The organism is Lentzea sp. NPDC036949 (genome assembly GCF_055608075.1).
Genome location: NZ_JBVJRA010000004.1, coordinates 394,511 through 413,291, shown reverse-complemented (window position 1 = coordinate 413,291; position 18,781 = coordinate 394,511). Strand labels below are relative to the sequence as shown.

Sequence of the window (18,781 nt, the reverse complement as noted above, 5' to 3'; positions counted from 1 at the left end):
ACCATGGTGCCCCACCCGCCGGACCGGTCAGGGCAGTTGCGGCAGCAGCCCCTCGCAGCTGCGGACGACGACCTGCGCGGCCCGGCGCTGGTCGTTCGGCGCGTGCACGTCGGCGGCCCGCGCCTGCCACCGCACCAGCGCGTCGAGCAACGCCTCGCGCTGCTCGCGCGGGTCGGCGTCGTAGTCGAAGCCCAAGCGCGCCAACGTGTTCGTGCCCTCGGCACCGACCAGCCGCATGGCCTCGGCCTGCACCTCGGCCGGCAGCCTCGTGCGCCCGGACTGCAGTGCCGCGACCAGCCGCAGCTCGCGGAAGTCGTGGGCGGAGGCCACCACGCGTTCGAGGTCGGCCATCAGCTTGCGGGCGGCCGGCCGCGGTTCCACCCGGAACAGCACGTCCAGCGCCAGCAACGCCGAGCGGGCCTTGAGGATCTCCCTGCGTTCGGTGAAGTGCACGGCGATCGAGTCGCGCAGCTCGCCCAGGCCGCTGCGCTGCACGAGCTGGCCGGTGAGCTTCACCTGCGTGTCGAAGCCCTGCCGGATGAGCGCGGTGACCAGCCGGACCCCGAAGATGCCGAACCGGCCCAGCAACGCCTGGCGCACAGCGGGTTCCATCGGCACCGGGAACACCTCGCCGACGAACCGGTCCGCCGACAGGAGGTGGTCCTCCAGCTCCTCGCGGCCCAGCGCCGACAACGCCCGCAGCGCCGCGAACTCGTCCTCCCGCAACGTCCTGCCCGCCACCGCGAGCAGCCCGGCGACCGAGACCACGTTCTGGCACAACGGTTGCACCGCGACGTCCCTGCGGTAGCGGCGGGCGATCTGCTTGGCCGACGACAGCGCGTCGATCCGCCCGGCGCCGATCTCGTCGGCCCGCGCGAGCACCGCGACCGTGTGCACGGCGGCGGTGCGGGCGATCGGGTGGTCGTTGGCGGCCTGGAGGAACTTCAGGTCGTCGTCCTGCACGTGCCGCATCAGGTACAGCAACGCGTCGGCGTCGCCGAGCACCTGCTCCGGGGCCGCCGACGCCGGCGTGTCGATCAGGACCACGTCCCGCAGCGACCGCGAGGGCCACTCCACGACGACCCGGTCCGGCCGGTCGAACTGGCCGACCTCCACGTGCCGGCGGTGGTTGCGCCCGGTCACCGCGACCTCGTGCGGACGGCCGGGCCCGGCGAACACGTGCGCCCGCGCCTGCGCCCCGCCGCCGTACCAGACGAACGAGTCCAGCGGCGCGAACTCGTCGCCGACCAGCGCGTTGACGACGGTGGACTTGCCGATCCCCGGCCGGCCGGCCACCGCGATCCGCACCGGTTCGGTGTAGCGCTCGACCTGCGAGCGCAGCCAGCCGGTGGCGCGCGGGCTGTCGCGGTAGACGGCGGAGGCCTCCTGCAGCATCGACCAGACGACGCGGTCCAGGGTCACGCCGACAGCTCCATGACCGGTCCGCCCAGCGCCTGGACCCGCTTGTAGAGGCTGACGAGCTTGTCGAGCTCCTTGCGGCCCTCGCGCAACCGCCGCTCCCGTTCGGTCTGGTCGTCCTGGATGGCGCGCTTGGCGCTGCGGGCCGACTCCAGCAACGTCTCCTGGAGCTCCTCGGCCAGGGTGCTGAAGTGGGTGCGCAGCGCACGCTGGATGTGCCGGCCGGAGTCGCGGACGTCCTTGGAGAACTTGACGAAGAAGTCGTCGACGTGGCGCTGCGCCGCGGCCTTCGCGGCGGCCTGGCGGCGCTTGAGCCGGGCGTCGCTCTCGTCGAGGATCGACTTGCCGCCGAACAGCGCACCGGCGCCGAGCGAGACCACGTTGATCAGCGGCATCCCGGCCAGCGAGGTGACCAGACCGAACATCAGCAGGCCGCCGTAGGAGCCGCGCAGACCGGTGAAGAGCTTCTGCGACACCGAGAACGGCTCGATCTTCGGCTTCTCCAGCCGGCTGACCGGCTCCAGCAGGTCGTCGGGCAGCACCGAACCGGGGAGCAGGTCCTCGCGGTAGACGGGGAAGTTCTTCGCGACCTTCGCGGCCACCCACTCCGCGCGTTCCATCAGCCAGGCGAAGTTCGTGGTGGCGGCCTCGTTGAGGTTGTCCTCCAGCCACTGCTCGAACTTGTCCCAGCCGATCGCGGGGTCGGCCTCGTCGTAGGTCTTGTCGACCTCGCGCAGGATTCGGCGGGTGCGGTCGCGCAGGTCGTACTCGACGTCGGAGATCAGGTCGGCCATCTCGTCGTTGAGCACGTTCTGCCAGCGCGCCGACCGGCGGCGCAGCTCGTCGACCCGGCGCTGCGCCTCCTGCAGCGTCGCGACCGTGTCCGCGGTGCGCGCCGAGTCGTGCGCCGTCAGCTCCTCGCGCAGCGGCGTCACCAGCTGCGTCAGCGCGGAGGACGCGACCACGGCGACGGCGCGGCGGGCCAGCAGGTCGGCGGAGGCGACGATGTCGCGCTGCACGCACGCCAGCAGGTCGGGGAAGCCGGACTCGGCGTTCAACCCCTGGTCACCGGTCTTCGCCGCGCGCAGCCGCAGCGCCGACGACACCGGGATGAGCTTCGCCGGGACGCCGGCGCGTTGCAGCAGCGCCCTGTTGCGCTCCACGACGGCCCGCCAGCTCGGCACCAGGTCGATCTTCGTGACGACCACCGTGACGTTCGGGCAGGCCTGCATGACCTTCTTGAGCAGCGTCATCTCGGCGCCGGTCAGCTCACCGGTCGCGTCGGACACCATCAGCACCGCGTCGGCCTGCACCAGCGTCGCGAACGTGCTCGCGGTGTGCGCTGATCGGGTGTCACCCACCCCGGGGGTGTCGATGAGGACGAGGCCGTTGTCGAGCAGCGCCCGCGGGATGCCGACCTCGGCCCGCACGACCTCGCGCGCCTGCGGCGTCGACACCTGCTTGGTGACCTGCTCGATCGGCACGGCGATGCGCTCGGTCGGCGCGTGGAAGATCGAGCCGCCGACGGAGGCGTTGCGGACCAGCGCGGCCGAGGGCGTCTCGGCGTGCTGCACGTAGGTCGGCACGGTGGTCGTGATGTCATCGCCCACCGCGCAGACGGGGGCGTTGATCAGCGCGTTGACGAGCTGGCTCTTGCCCTGCTTGGACTCGCCGACGACCAGGACGCGCAGCCTGGGGTCCAGCTGCTGGGCCCGCTTCTCGCGCAGCCGGGCCTCCAGGTCGGGCCGCCGGTGCGTGACGCAGGCGCCGATCGTCTCGTCCAGCACGTCGAGCCAAGGCGGTGCCATCACGTGACGCATAGTGCCGTGTTCACCCCCCTGGGTGAAAGCCTGGAGTGCACAACCGGGTGCCGACCGGCGCGATGCGGCCGGTCGGCGCAGCCGGGTGACGTTGCTCACCGGCCGCCCGCCGGGACCGGAGAAGCAGAACCGGCCCTGTCCGCGGGGGACAGGGCCGGTTCCTCGTGCGGGAGGGGGAGAAGATCAGCCGAGCAGGCCGTCGAGGCCGAGGTCGCCGACGACCGGCACGCCGTGGGTGACCTGGCCGACGGTGTCGGTGACGCCGCCGAGCACGTTGCCGACGCCCGCGGTGTCACCGGCCAGGCCGGTCGCGCTGTGCGCGACACCGGTGGCGGTGCCGACGACGCTGCCCGCGACGCCCTGCGCGGAGACGACGGTCTCGGTCGAGTGGACGTTCAGCGCGCCGTGCGACAGGTCGTCGAGGCCGGACACGCCGAGCACGTTGCCGAGGCCCGCGTCGCCGCCGCCGACGGTGCCGAGCAGGCCGTCGGCCAGGCCGGTCACGCCGCCCAGGTGGCCCACCACCGAGTCGGTGCCGGGGACGACCGAGGAGACGGTGTCCAGCGCGGCCGAGTCGATCGTCGAGACGCCGGTGTCGGCCACGTCGAGGACGGAGCCGGTGAGCGGGGAGGTGGTCTGGTCGAGCACGCTCGCCACGTCGCCGACGGCGGAGAAGTCGCCGTCCAGGCCGATGTTGGTCGAGGTGTACTCGCCGAGCGTCCGGTTGGCGGCGATGATGTTGAGACCGTTGCCGTCCGCGGCCAGCACGCCGGCCGACGAGGTGTGGATGTCGCTGAGGGACAGGCCCGACGAGGTCAGCTGAGACGCGACGGCCTGCAGCTGGCTGATGGCGCCGAGCGGACCGTCCGCGAGCAGCTCGTCGGCCGGCAGGTCCAGGTCCACACCGTCGACGGCGGGCAGGCCGTCGACGTCCGGGACCAGGTCGAGGACCAGCGGGATGACCTCCTGGACGTCCACGGCGGTGATGTCGGCCAGGCCGGCCTGCTCCAGGCAGCCCTGGGCGTCCGCCGCGAACGCGGCCTTCAGCGCCGGGTCGCTGAGCAGGTTGAGCACGAAGTCGTGGAGCGTGCCGGGCGACGACATCATCGAAGGATCTCCTGGTGGAAGCACGGGTCGGGGTTTGGCGGCTGGCTGTCGCAGAACGTAGGAGAACCGGCCCGTCTCGAACATCGGGGATAACTCCCAGTGAATCCCCGTTCCCCGATGGGGTGACGCTCGTTGACCCCCTAAGGGGTTAGGGGCATCGCTTGAGCGTGCTTCCTTCACCCGTGTAGGTACTGGTCGCTGCTGCGAACAGGTGAGGAAGAGACGTGTCGTACGTACTCGGAGTCGATGTGGGCACCACCCGCACCACGGCTGCCGCGTGCCGTCTCGAGGGCGGCCGGGACGCCGAGATCGCCCTGGTCGTGCCCTCGTTGCTGCAGCTCACGGACGCCGGGACGTTCTCGGTCGGCGACGTCGACCCCGGCGGCTGGCTCGCCTCCGGGTTCGCCCGCCGGATCGGTGACGCGGTGCCGTTCTCGCTGGGTCCCGAGGTGGTCCCGGCCGAGGAGCTGACCGCGTTGCTCGTCCTGTGGGTCGTCGGCGAGGTCGTCGCCCGACAGGGTGAACAGCCCCGGCACGTGGCCGTGACTCACCCGGCCGGGTGGGGCCCCTATCGCCGGGGGCTGCTGCACGCCGCCCTGCGGCAGGTCGGGCTGCCCGAGGTGACGCTCGTGCCGGAGCCGCTGGCGGCCGCGGAGAACCACGCCGTGCTCGCCCGCGTCCTGCCCGGCTCGACCCTGGCGGTCTTCTCGCTCGGCAGCCACGCGTTCTCCGCCTCGGTCGTGCGGCGCACCCCGGGCAGGACGTTCGAGCTGCTCAACCACGTCGACGCCGTCGACCACCCGGCCGGCGCCGACTTCGACGACGTGCTGGCGGCGCTGGTGCGCGGCCGGCTCGGCAAGGACGCGTTCGTGTCAGCCGCGGAGTGCGAGGCGGCGAAGCGGACGTTCGGGCCCGCGGTCGTGGTGGCCGGCGCCGAGGTGACCCGCGACGAGTTCGCCGAGGAGCTGCGGCCCGCGGTGGACCAGCTGGTCAGCACGTTCGTGCGCGCGGTCGGCGCGGACCGGCCGGAAGCGGTGCTGATGGTCGGTGGGGCGGTGCGGACACCGGTGATCGGTGACGCGCTGTCCGCGACGGTCGACTGCCGGGTCCTCGCCGAGGCCGCCCCCGAGCACTCGGTCGCGAAGGGTGCCGCCGTCGCCGCGCGGCTCGTGGTCGTCGGCCCCGAGGCCGAGCCGGAGCCGAGCGACACGTCCGTGCTCGTGCACACCCGCGAGGCGTCCCTGCGGTTCCCGGTCGGCGAGGTCCAGAAGCCCGACGACGAGGAGTTCACCGCACCGCCGCCGCGCCCGCCCGTGGACGTCCCGCCGCTGGAGCTGCCGCCGCCGCGGTCCAAGCGCGTGACGCGGGTGCTGAAGCCGACCGGTCGCCGGTCCGGCTCCCGTTCCGACTGACTTCCCCCCACAGAAGAGGATGGCCGTTGAGCGTGACCACGCGAGCCCGACTGGTGCTGGACGACTCCACCAGGGGTGTCCTCGACCGGATCAACGACGCCGCGCCGGGCACAAGCCTGCGCGTGGTCGTCGCGGCGCCCGGAGGTCACGGCAAGACAGCGTTCCTCGGTGAGATCGGCAACCCCGCGGTCCGCGTGGTCGACGACGCCCACCTGCTGGACGACGCCGCGTTGCGCGCGCTGGCCGCGGAACCGTTGCTGGTGCTGGCTTACCGGCCGTGGCCGCGCCGTGCCGTGCTGGCCGAGCTGACCCGTGGCGCAGTCGTGGTGCCGTTGGCGCCGTTCTCGAAGGACCAGGTCCGCGAGCTCCTGCACGCCCCGCGGCCGGTGGTCGACTTCGTCCACGCCCAGACCGGCGGCGTACCCGCGTACGTCGAACGGCTCGGTGCCGCCTCCGAGGTCACCGCCGAGGTGCTGTCGGCGTTCCGCGGCGACCTCGACTGGCTCGACCCGGACCTGCAGAAGTTCCTGCTGGCCGCGGAAGCCGGTGCCGCCCAGCGCCTCGACCTGCTGTCGGCGTTGCTGGACAAGGACTTCGACGAGGTCAGCGACATCATCGAGGCCGCACGCGCCACCGGCCTGCTCGCCGAGGACGGCACCCTGCTGCCGCTGGCGCAGCGCGCGGTCGGCGCCCTGACCCGCACCGAACGCCGCATCGCCGTCCGCCAGCGCCTCGCCCAGCTGCAGCTCGACCGCGGTGGCCCGGTCCTCGACCTGGTCCGCCCGCTGGTCGACACCGGCATCGGCGGCCCGGTCTTCGCCGCGGCCGCCCGCGAGGCCCTGTCCTCCGACCCGGCACTGGCCGCACGCCTGTTCAAGGCCTCGACCGGCGGTGGCGTCGTCCCCTCCGACACGGCCGCCCAGTGGGCCACCGCCTCCGCGATGGCGGGCGACCTCGACTCCGCCCTGCGCCTGGCCGACCAGGTGATCAGCGCCCCCGACTCCCCGCACCGCCGCACCGCGGCCGAGGTGGCCGCCGTCGCGCTGGCCCACCGCGGCCAGCTGGCCCGCAGCACCGAGCTGTTCCGCTGGGCCGCCACCCCCTACGCCGCGGCGTTCGCCGGCATCGGCGCCCTCGGCACCGGCACCCCGTCCGACGACACCCCCGCCCAGCCCCCGACCCTCTTGGGTGGCGCCGCATCCCTGATGCTGCAAGGCGTCCGGCAGTCCGTCTCCGGCTCCGAGACCGCCGCACTGTCCACTTTGGTCCGCGCATCCTCCCTGCTCGAACCGGCGGGCGGCGCCGTCCTGCTCCCCGACAGCCCGGCGTCGCTGGCCGCGCTGGTCGCCCTGCACTGCGGCGAGCCGAACGTCGCCGAGTCCGTCCTCGACCGCGCCGTGGAGGCCGGCACCGGCGGCGTCCTGATGTCCGTGCGCCACCGGCTCCTGCAGGCCTGGCTGCACATGCTGCGCGGCAACCTCGCCGTGGCCCGCGAGACCCTGATGTCCGTCCGCGGCACGTTCGAGCCCCGCGACTGGATCTTCGCCGTGGCCCTGGAGGTGGGCGTGGCCCGCCGCAACAGCGACCTCGCCACCCTGCGCCGCACCTGGGAGCAGGCCTGCGAGGCCGTGCTCCGCCACCCCGTCGACCTGTTCTCCCTGCTGCCGCTGGGCGAGTTCGCCGCGGCCGCCGCCCGCCTGCGCGACCAGGACCGCCTCGCCCCGCACCTGTCCCAGGCCCTGGCACTGCTCCAGTCGCTCGGCACCCCGCCCCTGTGGTCCACGCAGCTGCGCTGGAGCCTGCTGCACGCCGCGATCATCGACGACGACCTCACCTCCGCCGAGGAACACGCGGCGGTGCTGGCGGCGTCCCGCGACCACAGCCGTTACTGCGCGATCATCTCCACCGCGGCCGAGAGCTGGCTCGACGTCGTGGCCGGCGAGGTCGACGCCGACCGCGTGGAAGAGGCCGCCCGCAGCCTGCACGCCGTCGGCCTGTGGTGGGACGCCGCGCGCCTGGCCGGTCAGGCGGCGATCCGCACCTCCGACCGCCAGGCGATGGTCCGCCTCCTCGACTGCGCCCGCCTGCTCCAGGGCCGCCCGGTGTCCGCCCGCCGCGCCGAGGCCGACGCCCCCGTCGTGGTCGAGGACGCCGGGAAGCTGAGCGAACGCGAGCGCGAGGTCGCAGGGCTGGTGCTGGAGGGGATGACGTACAAGCAGGTGGGGGACCGGTTGTTCATCTCGGCCAAGACCGTCGAGCACCACATGGCGCGGATGCGGCAGCGGCTGGGGAGCACGAGCCGCAGCGACCTGCTGGCGCAGCTGCGGCACATCGTGGGTTCCTGAAAGCACCTCGCGCGAGGTCGTTCCTCGCCCGAAGGGGCGAACGCCGCCGTGCGGCGGGACGATGTGGTTTGCTGGCGGTAGGCTTCCGCACCGTTGCTCGTCGAGCAGGTCAGGTGGAACGATTTTGCCGAGCCAGGACGACGCGAGATCGTCACGCCCGCCGGGACGTGACGAGGTGGCGCGCGACTGGGCCCGCGAGGTCAGCCGGACCTCCTACATCCCCCTGTCCTCCGCGAAGCTGGCGGAGGAGCTGCGCGAGCTGGTGAACCTGATCGCCGAAGCGCTCGCCGGGGACGCGAAGACCGCCGCGCGGGTCGGCACGCGGCTGGTGGAGATGCACTGCGTCGGCGCGGACAGCCTGCGCAGGTCCGTCGAGGTGCTGGCCGGGTTCGTGGCGCACGAGACGGAGGACGCGCACAAGAGCGCGTTGGTCATCGGGGAGATGTCCGCCGGGTACACCGATGCGATGCAGGCGTTCGTGCTGGAGCAGCAGGAAAGCGTCAGCCAGGCGATGTTGCGCGCGACCCGGGCCGCGCAGCTCGACCTGCGGGCGAGCGAGGAGCGGTTCGAGGACATCTTCGCGCACTCGTCGACGGGGATCGCGATCGTCGGCCTCGACGGGCGGCTGGAGCGGGCCAACGAGGCGCTGTGCACGATCCTGCGGCGCGAGGAGGTCGGCGGGATGACGCTCGGCGACCTCATCGCGCCGCCCGACCTGCCGTTGGTCGAGAACGCGCTGGCCGGCCTGCGGTACGGGCGGATGCGGCGGGTCCAGGAACGACCGCGGCTCATCGACCGCGACGGCGAGCACTTCCGGGTGCTGCTCGCGGCGACCGTGCAGAAGGACGCGGAGGACACCCCGCGGCACTACGTCGTGATGATCGACGACGACAGCCAGCTCACGTTGCTCGGCGGGCGCTTGCAGTACCAGTCGCTGCACGACGCGCTGACCGGGCTGCCGAACCGGCAGTACCTCACGACGCGGCTGGAGTCGTTGCTGCACAGCGACATGGAGCACGGCGTCACGCTCTACCACCTCGACCTCGACGCGTTCGCCGTGATCACCGACGGGCTCGGGCGTGAGATCGGCGACCGGGTGCTCAAGCTCGTCGCGGAACGGCTGAGCGCCGTCTTCGCCGGCGGGAAGGCCATGGTGGCGCGGCTGGAGGGCGACGAGTTCGCCGTGCTCGTCGAGAACGGGCCGGACACGCCGGACGTCGACAGCACCATCCGCACGATCGAGCACGAGCTGGCCGAACCCGTCTACTTCACCGGGCACGGCGTCGCGGTGTCGGCGTCGATCGGCGTGCTGCCGCGGCTGCACCCCGGCGGCCACCCGGCCGAGGTGCTGCGGGCGTCGGACATGACGCTCAGGAGGGCCAAGCGCAGCGGGCGCCGGCAGTGGGGGCTGCACGACGCGACGCTCGACAAGCGGGAGCAGGAGGAGTTCGCGCTCGCCGCCGTCATGCCCGGCGCGTGGGAGAGCGGCGAGATCGACGTCGTGTTCACCCCGGTCATGCGGCTCGACGGCGCGGCACGGGTGTGCGTCGAGGCCGAGCTGCACTGGCGGCACCGCGACGCCGGGCTGATCCCGCACGAGAAGTGCGTGTCGATGGCCGAGCACACCGGGTTGATGCTGCCGCTGGGCGAGTGGATGTTGCGCAGGGCTGCGGAAGCGGCGTGCGGGCACGACGAGGTGCTCGCCGTGTGCCTGACCGAGGGCCTCGCGAACAGCCCGGACCTCGTGCGCGACGTGCGGCGGGTGCTCGCGGACACCGGGCTGCCCGCCGGCCGGTTGCTCCTCGGCTTCCCGGTGCGCGTGCTGGCCGCGCAGGACAGCGAGGCCGCCGACAACCTGGAACTGTTGTCGGACATGGGAATCCACATCGGCGCCCGTGACTTCGGGGGATCGACCGCGGAGATCGAGCTCGTCCGCTCGCTCGGCGTGATGGCGGTGCGGATGACCGGCCGCAGCCGCACATCGGACGAGCTGGTGTCGCGCGTGCTCAGCGACGTCATCGGGTTCGTGCACGAGGCCGGTGGGCTGGTCGTGGTCGACCCGGTCGAGGACGCCGAGCAGCGCGACTGGTGGAGTGGTCTGGGAGCCGACGCGGGGGTCGGCCCGGTGTTCTGCCGGGAACCGGTTACGAGCTGGCCCGCCGCGGGCTGAGGTGCACGAGGACCAGCGCGAAGCCCGCGACGGTCACCATGCGCAGCGCGGCGCCGATGCCGTTCCAGTCCTTCGACTGCCACATCGCGAACCACTCGCCGCCGACCGTGATGAACCCGCCCAGGAACAGCGCCACGACCATCAGCAGGCCCGCCGACGCGAAGCTGCGCGCGCTGTCCTCGCGGTTGCGGGCGTACGCGACGGTGCCCGCGGTCAGCAGGAGCGCGGAGACCGCCTCCCACACGATGATCGCGACGTAGATCAGCGTCACGACGGCGGAACTGGTGATGGCCCGCCACTTCAGCCCCTCGCCGAACGTGGTGTCCATCGCGAGCACGTGCTGCACGAACGCCTCGTTCGTGCCGTAGTCCGTGACGTTGCCGATCACGACGAGGACCATGTTCAACGCGATGAACCCGACGGTCACCGCGACGACCGCGCGCAAGCTGCCGACCCGAGCAAGTAAACGCATGGCGCGGACAGTAACCGATAGGGTGCGGGCGGTGAGCCGTGTTTGTGTCGTCTCCCACCGGCTGGGCGGGTTCGACGGCGTCAGCGTCGAAGCCGCGAAGTGGGCGCACGCCTTCGCGGTGCTCGGCTGGGACGTCACGCTCGCCGCCGGCCACTTCGCCTCGGGTTCCGGGGTCGTCGTCCGCGGCCTGTGGGCCGACCGGCCCGGCGGTGACCCGCCACCCGTCGACCACGCCCTGATCCGTGAGCTCTGCGCGACGCACGACCTGGTGGTGCTCGACAACGCCGGATCGCTGTGGAGCGCACCGGAAGCCTCGGTGGCGTGGGAAGAGCACGCTCTCGCGGCCCGCGTTCCGGTGGTCCTGCGCCACCACGACCCGGCGTGGCAGCGCGTCCAGCTGCGGCCGGTCGACGGTGACGTCGTGCCGCTGCACCACCCCGCGCACCTGCACGTGCTGATCAACTCGTTGACAGAGCGGGAGTTCCGCGCGCGCTGGCCCTCGGTGCACACCAGGGTGGTGCACAACCGGGTCGACGTCGCCGGCCTCGCGCACGGCGACCGCGACGGCACCCGCGCCACCCTCGGTGCCGCACCCGGCGACTACCTCGTGGTGCACCCGGCCCGCGTCGAGGGCACGTCCAAGAACATCCCCGGTGCCGTCGACTTCGTCCGGCGCCTGTCCGCGCGCCGCCCGGACGTCCGCTACTGGCTCACCGACGACGCTCCCTGCCCTGCTGCGGACCGGCTCCCAGGTGTGCTGCGCGGGCGCGTCGCGAACCAGGCCAACCTCTACGCTGCCGCCGACCTCGTGCTGCTGCCGTCCACCTGGGAGGGGTGGGGGCTGCCCGTCTGCGAGGCCGCGGCGGCGCGGAAACCCGTTGTGGCAGGGCCTTATCCGGTGCTGGACGAGATCCGCGCGCTCGGCCTCACCGTGTTCGACCCCTCCGACCTCGACGGTCTGCTCGCCGCCACCGACGCCGTGCTCGACGCCAACCTCGCCGCAGTGCAACGACATCTGGACCTGCGCGAGCTGCCGCGCGTGCTGGCGGGGCTGGTGGAGGACGCCGTCCGGCTCAGCACGGGTCCCTGAAGTCCATCTGCGGCAGCTTCTCCTGCCACACCGCGGGGGTGAGCGCGCCGCGCGTGGCCGTGCAGATCCGGTCGACCTGGTGCGGCACGTCGAGGTCCCACAGCCGCACCACGCCGTCGGCGTTGCCGGTGGCCAGCAACCGGCCCTGCGTCGAGAACCGCACGTACGGCTCGGACGTCCAGTCGCCGGTGATCTGCTGACCGGTGAAGAACGGCTTGGCCGGGTCGCTGATGTCCCACAGCCGGAACGACTTGTCCGCACTGCTGCTCGCGAGCAGCCGGCCGTCCGCGCTGACCGAGATCGTGGTGATCACGCCCGTGTGCCCCCGCAGCTCGCTCACCAGCCGCGGGTGCTCGCGGTCGCGCACGTCGTAGAACCGGATCACCCGGTCCTGCCCCGCGGTGATCAGCGTGCCCCCGTCCGCGGTGAAGACCGCCTTGTGCACGATCTGCGGGTCCTGGATCGGCGTGCCGATCAGCCGCGCCCGCGTCGGGTCGCTCACGTCCCACAGCCGCACCGTCCGGTCGCTGCTCGCCGTGGCGACCGTGCGGCCGTCGGGGCTGAAGTCCATGCCGTTGACGTACGCGTCGTGCCCGGTCAGCGGTTCGCCCAGCGGCACGGGGTGCGCCGGGTCCGCGGCGTCCCACAGCCGCACCGAGTTGTCGTCCTGGCTGGTCAGCAGCACCGTCCCGGCCGGGTCGAACCGCGCGGCCGTGGCGAAGCGGGTCGGCAGCAGGACCGGTTCGCCCAACGGCCGCGGGCGGCTCGGGTCGGCCACGTCCCACCGGCGCACGGTCTGGTCGCCCGCCGCGGACACGAGCACCTTCCCGTCCGGCCGGAACGCCGGAGGGCCGACCGAGCGCTCGTGGCCCAGCAGCGGTGGTCCCGCCGGTTTCGGGTGGTGCTGGTCGGACAGGTCCCACAGCCGCACCGTCTTGTCCGCGGACCCGGTCGCCAGGAGCCGGCCGTCCGGGCGGAACGACGGCTCGCCCACCCGCGCGGTGTGGCCGAGCAACCACTCGCGCGGCAACGACCACAGGTTCGCGCCGCTCTCCTGCGACCCCGTGGCGAGCGTGGCGCCGTCCCCGCTGAACCCGACGGCGAACAGGGACCCGCCGCGCCCGGTGAGCGGGCGCCCGAGCGGGTTCGGCACCGCGGGGTCGCTGATGTTCCACAGGCGCGCGGTCGCGTCGGCGCCCGCGGAGGCGAGCACGGGCTCGGCGGGGCTGAACTTCACCGACCACACGGCCTCGGTGTGCCCGGCGAGCGGCAGGCCGACCGGTTCCTGCGTGGCCGGGTCCCACAGCCGCACCGTCTTGTCCTCGGAGCCGCTCGCGAGGAGCTTCCCGTCGCCGCTGAACGCCATCGAGTGGATGCCGTCGCGGTGGCCGGTCAGCGGCTTGCCGGTCCTGGTCCCGGTGGCCACGTCCCACAGCCGGATCGTGGAGTCGTCGCCGGCGGTGGCCAGCGTCCTGCCGTCCGGGCTGAACGCGAGCGAGCGCACCGCGGCGCTGTGGTCGCGCAGCGGTTCCCCGACGGGTTTGGCGTTCGCGGGACTGCTCACGTCCCACAGCCGCGCCGACCGGTCCTCGTTCGCCGCCGCGAGCAGCCTGCCGTCGGGGCTGAACTCCAGCAGGTAGGTGGGGCCGTTGCCGGTCTCGATCGTCTTGAGCGCCTGGGGCGAGCCGGGGTCCGCCACGTCCCAGAGCCGGATCGTCGCGTCCTGGCCGGTCGTCGCGAGCACCTTGCCGTCGGGGGAGAAGACCGCGGAGCTCAGCCAGTCCTCGTGCCCGCTGATGACCGCGACCTGCCGTGGGCGGCTGCGGTCCCGGACGTCCCACAGCCGCGCGGTGCGGTCGTAGCTCGCGGTCGCGAGGAGCGTGCCGTCCGGGCTGAACGTCGTCAGGTAGACCGCGCCGGTGTGCCCGAGCACCGGCACCGCGAGCGGCACCTGCTGGGTGGCGAGCACCTTCGCGGCCACCGCCTGGTCGTCCGGGCGCATCCGGTGCGCCACGAGCAGCAGCTGCGCCGACAACGACACGTCCGTCGTCGCCAGCCGGTCCGCCTCCGCCACGACCTGGCGGTACTGGGCGTCGTTGCGCTGCTGCACGCTGATCACCGCCGCACCCGCCGCGATCAGCGCGAACACCGCCACCAGCGCGACGGCACTGCGGCGCAGCCAGGTGCTCTTGCGGTGCTGGCGCTCCGACGTGCGCACGAACTCCCTGGCGAGCACGGTGACGTTCCGCTGCTGCCGCACGCCCTCCAGCCTGGCCCCGCGGTAGAGCATCGACGAGTCGCGGTCGTGCGCGGACCAGGTGGCCGCGTCCTCCTCCAGCCGCTGCCGGGTCAGGTTGCCCGCGCGGTCCTCGTCGATCCAGCCGCGCAGCCGCGGCCACGCGTGCAGCAGCGCCTCGTGCGTGATCTCCACGCTGCCGGCGTCGAGCGTGATCAGCCGGGCCCTGGCCAGCACCTCCAGCGCGCGTTCGGTCGCCGGCAGGTTCGTGCTCGCCTCCAGCAGGCCGTGGCGGCTGGAGCGGCGCCGGGTGTCCTGGGTGTCGTCGCCGACCCTGACCAGGCGCAGGAGCAGCTGCTTCGCCGCCTGCTGGCCCGGGTCGTCGAGGTCGGCCCAGGCCCGTTCGGCCGTCGTGGCGACGGCACCCTGGATGCCGCCGGCCGCCCGGTAGCCCGCGATCGTGAGCCGGCCTGCCTGCCGGCGCTGCCAGGTGACCAGCAGGGCGTGGCTGAGCAGCGGCAACGCCCCCGCGTCGTAGGCGTCCTTGCCGCGCCGGTTCTGGGCGCCCAGGTCGCGCAGCATGAGGTCGACCAGGCCCGCTTCGAGCTGCAACCCTGCGGCCTTCGCCGGGTTCGTGACCGCGTCGCGCACCTCGGCCGCCGACATCGCGCCGAGCACCATCTGGTTGCTCTGCAGCGCCTCGGCGAGCTCGGGGAAGTCGAGGCAGCGGGCGTAGAAGTCGGCCCGCACGCCCAGCACGACCGCCGTCTTCTGCGCGGCCGCGTGCAGGGCCTGCACGAAGACCCGCAGCCGGTTCGCGTCGCCGCCGAGCGTGAACGCCTCCTCGAACTGGTCGACGACCACCACCCGCTCGCCGACCGCGATCTGCACCTCCTGCGCGAACTCGACCAGCGCGTCCGAGTCGGCGGCGGCTTCGAGCACCGCTATCAGTTCCGGCAGCTGGAGCGCGAGCTCCTTCAACGGATCGGTGCCGGGGGAAATCACCACCGCCTCTTTGCGGAGACGGGGCAGCACGCCCGCTTTGATCAGGCTCGACTTACCGGCACCCGACGCGCCGACGAGCATTGTCAGGCCGTTGTCGTTCATCCGGGCGAGAAGTGCGTTCGTCGCTCTTTCCCGTCCGAAGAACCAATTCGTGTCCTGCGGTCCGAATGCGCTGAGACCCATGTAAGGGCACACCGCGTTTTCGTCCTGAGGGGGTGTGTCCGCGTCACCCACCGGGCTGGCGAGCGCCTCCTCCCAGAGCGTGCGCCAGACCTCGACGTCGTAGAGCCCGTCGACCGCGGGCTGCGGCCGGCGCTTGCGCGCCTCGCCGGTGAGGACCTCCAGCACGGCGCTCAACCCGCTGAACCTCGCCGGCACGTTCCGCCCGCGCCGCCAGTCGCTGACCCGCTGCGCCGGCACGCGGACCGGTCTGCCCTGTTCGTCCGTCCGGCGGGCACGGGTCACCGACTCCGTGACCCGCTTCAGCGGCGGGTCACCTGCCTCCGCGTACAGCAGCGCGAAGCGCTCCGCGAAGACGCCACGGGGTCCCAATCGCCCTCCACCTCGTCCGGACCGGAAAACGCACACCACCCGCCTGAGCTGCGGCGCACGCGCCGGACGGGCCCTTCCGAACCCACCCTAACGAGATGGTCTGACAACCTCGACCGCACGTCCTTTCACGAGACCGGGAGACCGTCACAGTGGTAGCGGCTGGCTGGGGAAGATCTTCCACGGCTGAGGAGCGCTGGGGGTCTCCTCAGCCGTGGCCTCGACCGAGTGAGTGGCAGGGTGCTGCCTGCTAGTCAGGCGGCCGTCCAGAGCGCGTCGGCCTCCGGCTGCTTCGGCTGGACTCGGTTGGGGTCGGGCAGGTACTGCTCGACCGGCAGCGTCACGTAGCCGATGCTCCCCGGTCGCAACGCCGTGAGCTTGCCGGCGAGGCCCGCCAGCGCGCTGATCGATCCGAGCTCCGCGTCCGTCACGATCGACCTCGTCATGACGTCGGCGAGCTCGAACGTCCGCTGCGGGCTGCCGAGCCAGTTCTCGTTCGCGAGTTTCTGACTGAGTGCGGTCAGGAAAAGCTGCTGGTTCTTTATCCGGTTCAGGTCGCTTCCGTCCCCGATGCTGTACCGGGTCCGCACGAATGCGAGTGCTTGGGTTCCGCTCAACCTGTTCGGCCCGGCCGGAACGCGCAGTCCGCTCTTGTCGTCGTCGATCGCCTCGGGCAACGTGATGTCGACTCCGCCGAGGCGGTCGACCACGTCGCGGAAACCGTTGAAGTCGATCTGCACGAAATGGTCCATCCGCAGATTGCTCATCTGCTCGACCGTCGCGACCGTGCACGCCGCCCCACCCGTGGAGAAGGCGCTGTTGAACATGGCGATGCGCGCCGGCGGGTGGTCACCGCACCGCGGCCGCGGCACCATCGTGTCGCGCGGGATGCTGATCACCCTGGCCGCGTCGCCCCTGGCGTTCAGCCGCACGACCATGGCGGTGTCGGACCGCCCGTCGTCCCTGCCGATGAGAAGGACGTTGAGCGGCCTGCCCGGCGTCGACGGCGTCTGCGTGGGTCGCGGCGGCCGGGCATTGCCGCTGAGCTCCTCGGCGAGGTCGACGGTCTGGAGGTTGCCCTCAAGCCGTGCGTAGGACCCCCAGACGACGACGCCCGCCGCGATGACCGCAGCGGCCCCCGAGACCACCAGCCATCGTTTCCAGTGGACGTTCACACCCCCAACGGTCCCGGCACTTTGTCCGGACCCGGTAGGGGATTTGTCAGGGTTGTGTCACAGCCTCGCGGAGCCCGTCCGTGCCGATGGCGACCACCTCGCCTTCAGGTAGTACAAAGCGAGGGCATCGTCAATGCCGCGACCCGCGTCGACGATGATCCGATCACGCCACTGGGGGCACCGATGACAATCCGCAAAGCCGTGGTCTCCGACGCACCCGCCGTCGCCGCCGTCCACGTCGACTCGTGGCGGACCACCTACCGCGGCCACATGCCCGACGACGTCCTCGACGCCCTGTCCGTGGAGTCGCGCACCTCCATGTGGGAACGCCTGATCCCCTCCGGCACCGTCTGGGTCGCCTTGGCCGACGACGAGGTGGTGGGCTTCGCGAGCGTCGGCCCGTCCCGCGAACCGGACGCCACCCACGAGCTGTACGCGATCTACTTCCTGGAGTCCGCCCAGGGCACCGGCCTCGCTCACCCCTTGGCCGCCGCAGCACTGGAAGGCCTCCCGGACACCATCGTCTGGGTCCTCGCCGGCAACCAGCGCGCCCGCCGCTTCTACGAACGCCTCGGCTTCACCCCCGACGGCACCACCCGCCGCGAAACCCTCGGCGACGCCGTGCTCGACGAGGTCCGCTACCACCGCGCATGACCACGATCTTCCATCCGCCCAGCAGGGGAGCCGCCGTGGTGTTCCGCCCTGTGTTCCGCCGCGCTCTTGCGTCCCGCGAAGCCGACATCGCGCGCAAGGTCTTCGGCGACGCCCTCGACATCAGCGCCCTCACCCTCGCCGAAGGCGGCCTCCTCGGCGCCTTCGGTGTCGCCCGCACCCTGCCCCGCCTCGTGACGTTCCCCAGGGGAATCCTCACCTCGCCGCAGAACCAGGCCCGTTACGAGCGCTGGCTGGTCCACGAACTGACCCACGCCTACCAGTACCAGCACGGCCGCAGCGTCCTCAGCCTGCTGCCGACGGCGTTCGCCGGGTTCTTCGTGAAGGGGCTCTACGACTACGGCGGGGTCAAGGGGCTGCGGGGGAAGACGTTCGAGGAGTTCAACTCGGAGCAGCAGGCCAACATCATGGCCGACTACTACTACCTCAGCACTTATGAGCCTGGGCGGGATGTTTCGGCCTATGAGCCGTACGTCGAATTCGTGCGGTCGCAGGTGAGGTGATCAGTCTTCGGTGGGAAAAGATCAAGCTCCGACCGCGTTGCCGCTGGTCAGAGCTTGATTTCACCCGGCGAAAGGTGGTGCCCCAGGCAGGATTCGAACCTGCGACACACGGTTTAGGAAGGCAAGTGGGCTGCTCTGCGGCTCATGCCCGCTGACCTGTGGGTTCGCCTGCATCCGTTGGGACGCTTGGCATAGCCAGTCCGTGAGGAGTCCGTGGTCCGTGCGCGGCCACTTCTCCCGCTTCATCTCGACCCCAAGCCGATCACGCGGCCAGTGGTGTCGGGTCAAGGTACTCGTTCCAGCCTTGACGCGGCATCGCTGGCCGTTGTCATGCTCGCGTGTCGAGGGCAGCTGGAACCCTAGGACGGGGACACTCGTATCTCATCCGGCGTCCTCGCTAGGCGGCCGCAACCTGGCAGCAAGCGATGGCTGGCAGAACCTACGAGCGGAAGGAGCCACTCTTGGCTCAGTGGTGGGAGCTTGCCATCCCCGCATCTGCGGGCGTCCTGGGTGGTGTGGGAGGTGCGGTTCTCGGCTCCCTTGTTCAAGGACGGAACACCCGCCGGCTCTTCCGTCTTGAGACGGCCGAGCGTCGGCTTGGCCACTTCCGCGACGACCGTCGTGGCGTCTATACGACCTTCCTCACGGCGTTCACGGAGTGGGAGCCGCTTCGTAACACGAGCTGGAAGCGCCGTAGTGAGGTCGACACCGCTGTGGAGAAAGCGGTTGCGTGGGAACGTTGGCACGAGGCCCGCAATGCTGCGAATGAGCCATTCAGACGACTTACTACAGCACTGCAAGACATC

General features: G+C 72.0%; 12 protein-coding genes. 6 read left to right on the top strand and 6 right to left on the bottom strand.

Annotated elements, in window-relative coordinates:
- Positions 1-27: 27 nt before the first annotated feature.
- From ACZ7CD_RS14420 to ACZ7CD_RS14410, 3 genes are all read right to left on the bottom strand, one after another.
- Complete coding sequence (locus tag ACZ7CD_RS14420) at positions 28-1,422, bottom strand: hypothetical protein (protein ID WP_470379034.1); 1,395 nt, start codon at positions 1,420-1,422, stop codon at positions 28-30.
- Entirely contained in the window at positions 1,419-3,227 is a 1,809-nt protein-coding gene (locus ACZ7CD_RS14415) for a dynamin family protein (protein ID WP_470379118.1), read from the bottom strand. The genes ACZ7CD_RS14420 and ACZ7CD_RS14415 overlap by 4 nt, the downstream gene beginning before the upstream one ends.
- A gap of 195 nt (positions 3,228-3,422) precedes the next feature.
- The gene (locus ACZ7CD_RS14410) at positions 3,423-4,346 is read right to left on the bottom strand and encodes an IniB N-terminal domain-containing protein (protein WP_470374293.1); all 924 of its coding nucleotides are present in this window, start codon (positions 4,344-4,346) and stop codon (positions 3,423-3,425) included.
- Positions 4,347-4,570: 224 nt separating this feature from the next.
- On the opposite strand from ACZ7CD_RS14410, the gene ACZ7CD_RS14405 reads away from it, so the two are divergent.
- The 3 genes from ACZ7CD_RS14405 (at position 4,571) to ACZ7CD_RS14395 (ending at position 10,273) form a co-directional block, all read left to right on the top strand.
- On the top strand, positions 4,571-5,758 hold the full coding sequence (locus ACZ7CD_RS14405) for an Hsp70 family protein (protein ID WP_470379033.1): 1,188 nt from the start codon (positions 4,571-4,573) through the stop codon (positions 5,756-5,758).
- Between the two features lie 32 nt (positions 5,759-5,790).
- On the top strand, positions 5,791-8,103 hold the full coding sequence (locus ACZ7CD_RS14400; RefSeq protein ID WP_470369511.1) for a helix-turn-helix transcriptional regulator: 2,313 nt from the start codon (positions 5,791-5,793) through the stop codon (positions 8,101-8,103).
- A gap of 175 nt (positions 8,104-8,278) precedes the next feature.
- Positions 8,279-10,273: a diguanylate cyclase domain-containing protein gene (locus ACZ7CD_RS14395; RefSeq protein WP_470379032.1), complete on the top strand. Its 1,995-nt coding sequence runs from the start codon at positions 8,279-8,281 to the stop codon at positions 10,271-10,273.
- Here ACZ7CD_RS14395 and ACZ7CD_RS14390 read toward each other — a convergent pair.
- Positions 10,248-10,745, bottom strand: a complete 498-nt coding sequence (locus tag ACZ7CD_RS14390) for a DUF2165 domain-containing protein (RefSeq protein ID WP_470379031.1) — start codon at positions 10,743-10,745, stop codon at positions 10,248-10,250. The two genes, ACZ7CD_RS14395 and ACZ7CD_RS14390, sit on opposite strands and share 26 nt — an antisense overlap.
- A gap of 31 nt (positions 10,746-10,776) precedes the next feature.
- On the opposite strand from ACZ7CD_RS14390, the gene ACZ7CD_RS14385 reads away from it, so the two are divergent.
- Positions 10,777-11,835 (top strand): glycosyltransferase family 4 protein, encoded by a 1,059-nt coding sequence (locus ACZ7CD_RS14385; RefSeq protein ID WP_470379030.1) that lies wholly within the window; start codon positions 10,777-10,779, stop codon positions 11,833-11,835.
- Here ACZ7CD_RS14385 and ACZ7CD_RS14380 read toward each other — a convergent pair.
- Together ACZ7CD_RS14380 and ACZ7CD_RS14375 are read right to left on the bottom strand one after the other, a co-directional pair.
- Complete coding sequence (locus ACZ7CD_RS14380) at positions 11,819-15,628, bottom strand: WD40 repeat domain-containing protein (RefSeq protein WP_470379029.1); 3,810 nt, start codon at positions 15,626-15,628, stop codon at positions 11,819-11,821. The genes ACZ7CD_RS14385 and ACZ7CD_RS14380 overlap by 17 nt on opposite strands.
- Positions 15,629-15,879: 251 nt before the next feature.
- Positions 15,880-16,800 carry an LCP family protein gene (locus ACZ7CD_RS14375; RefSeq protein ID WP_470379028.1) on the bottom strand — a complete coding sequence of 307 codons (921 nt, stop codon included), beginning with the start codon at positions 16,798-16,800 and terminating at the stop codon, positions 15,880-15,882.
- 183 nt (positions 16,801-16,983) lie between these two features.
- On the opposite strand from ACZ7CD_RS14375, the gene ACZ7CD_RS14370 reads away from it, so the two are divergent.
- Positions 16,984-17,454, top strand: coding sequence for a GNAT family N-acetyltransferase (locus tag ACZ7CD_RS14370; protein WP_458429496.1), 471 nt, complete (start codon positions 16,984-16,986; stop codon positions 17,452-17,454).
- On the top strand, positions 17,451-17,975 hold the full coding sequence (locus ACZ7CD_RS14365) for a hypothetical protein (RefSeq protein ID WP_470379027.1): 525 nt from the start codon (positions 17,451-17,453) through the stop codon (positions 17,973-17,975). Before ACZ7CD_RS14370 ends, ACZ7CD_RS14365 begins: the two co-directional genes overlap by 4 nt.
- Positions 17,976-18,781 lie beyond the last annotated feature (806 nt).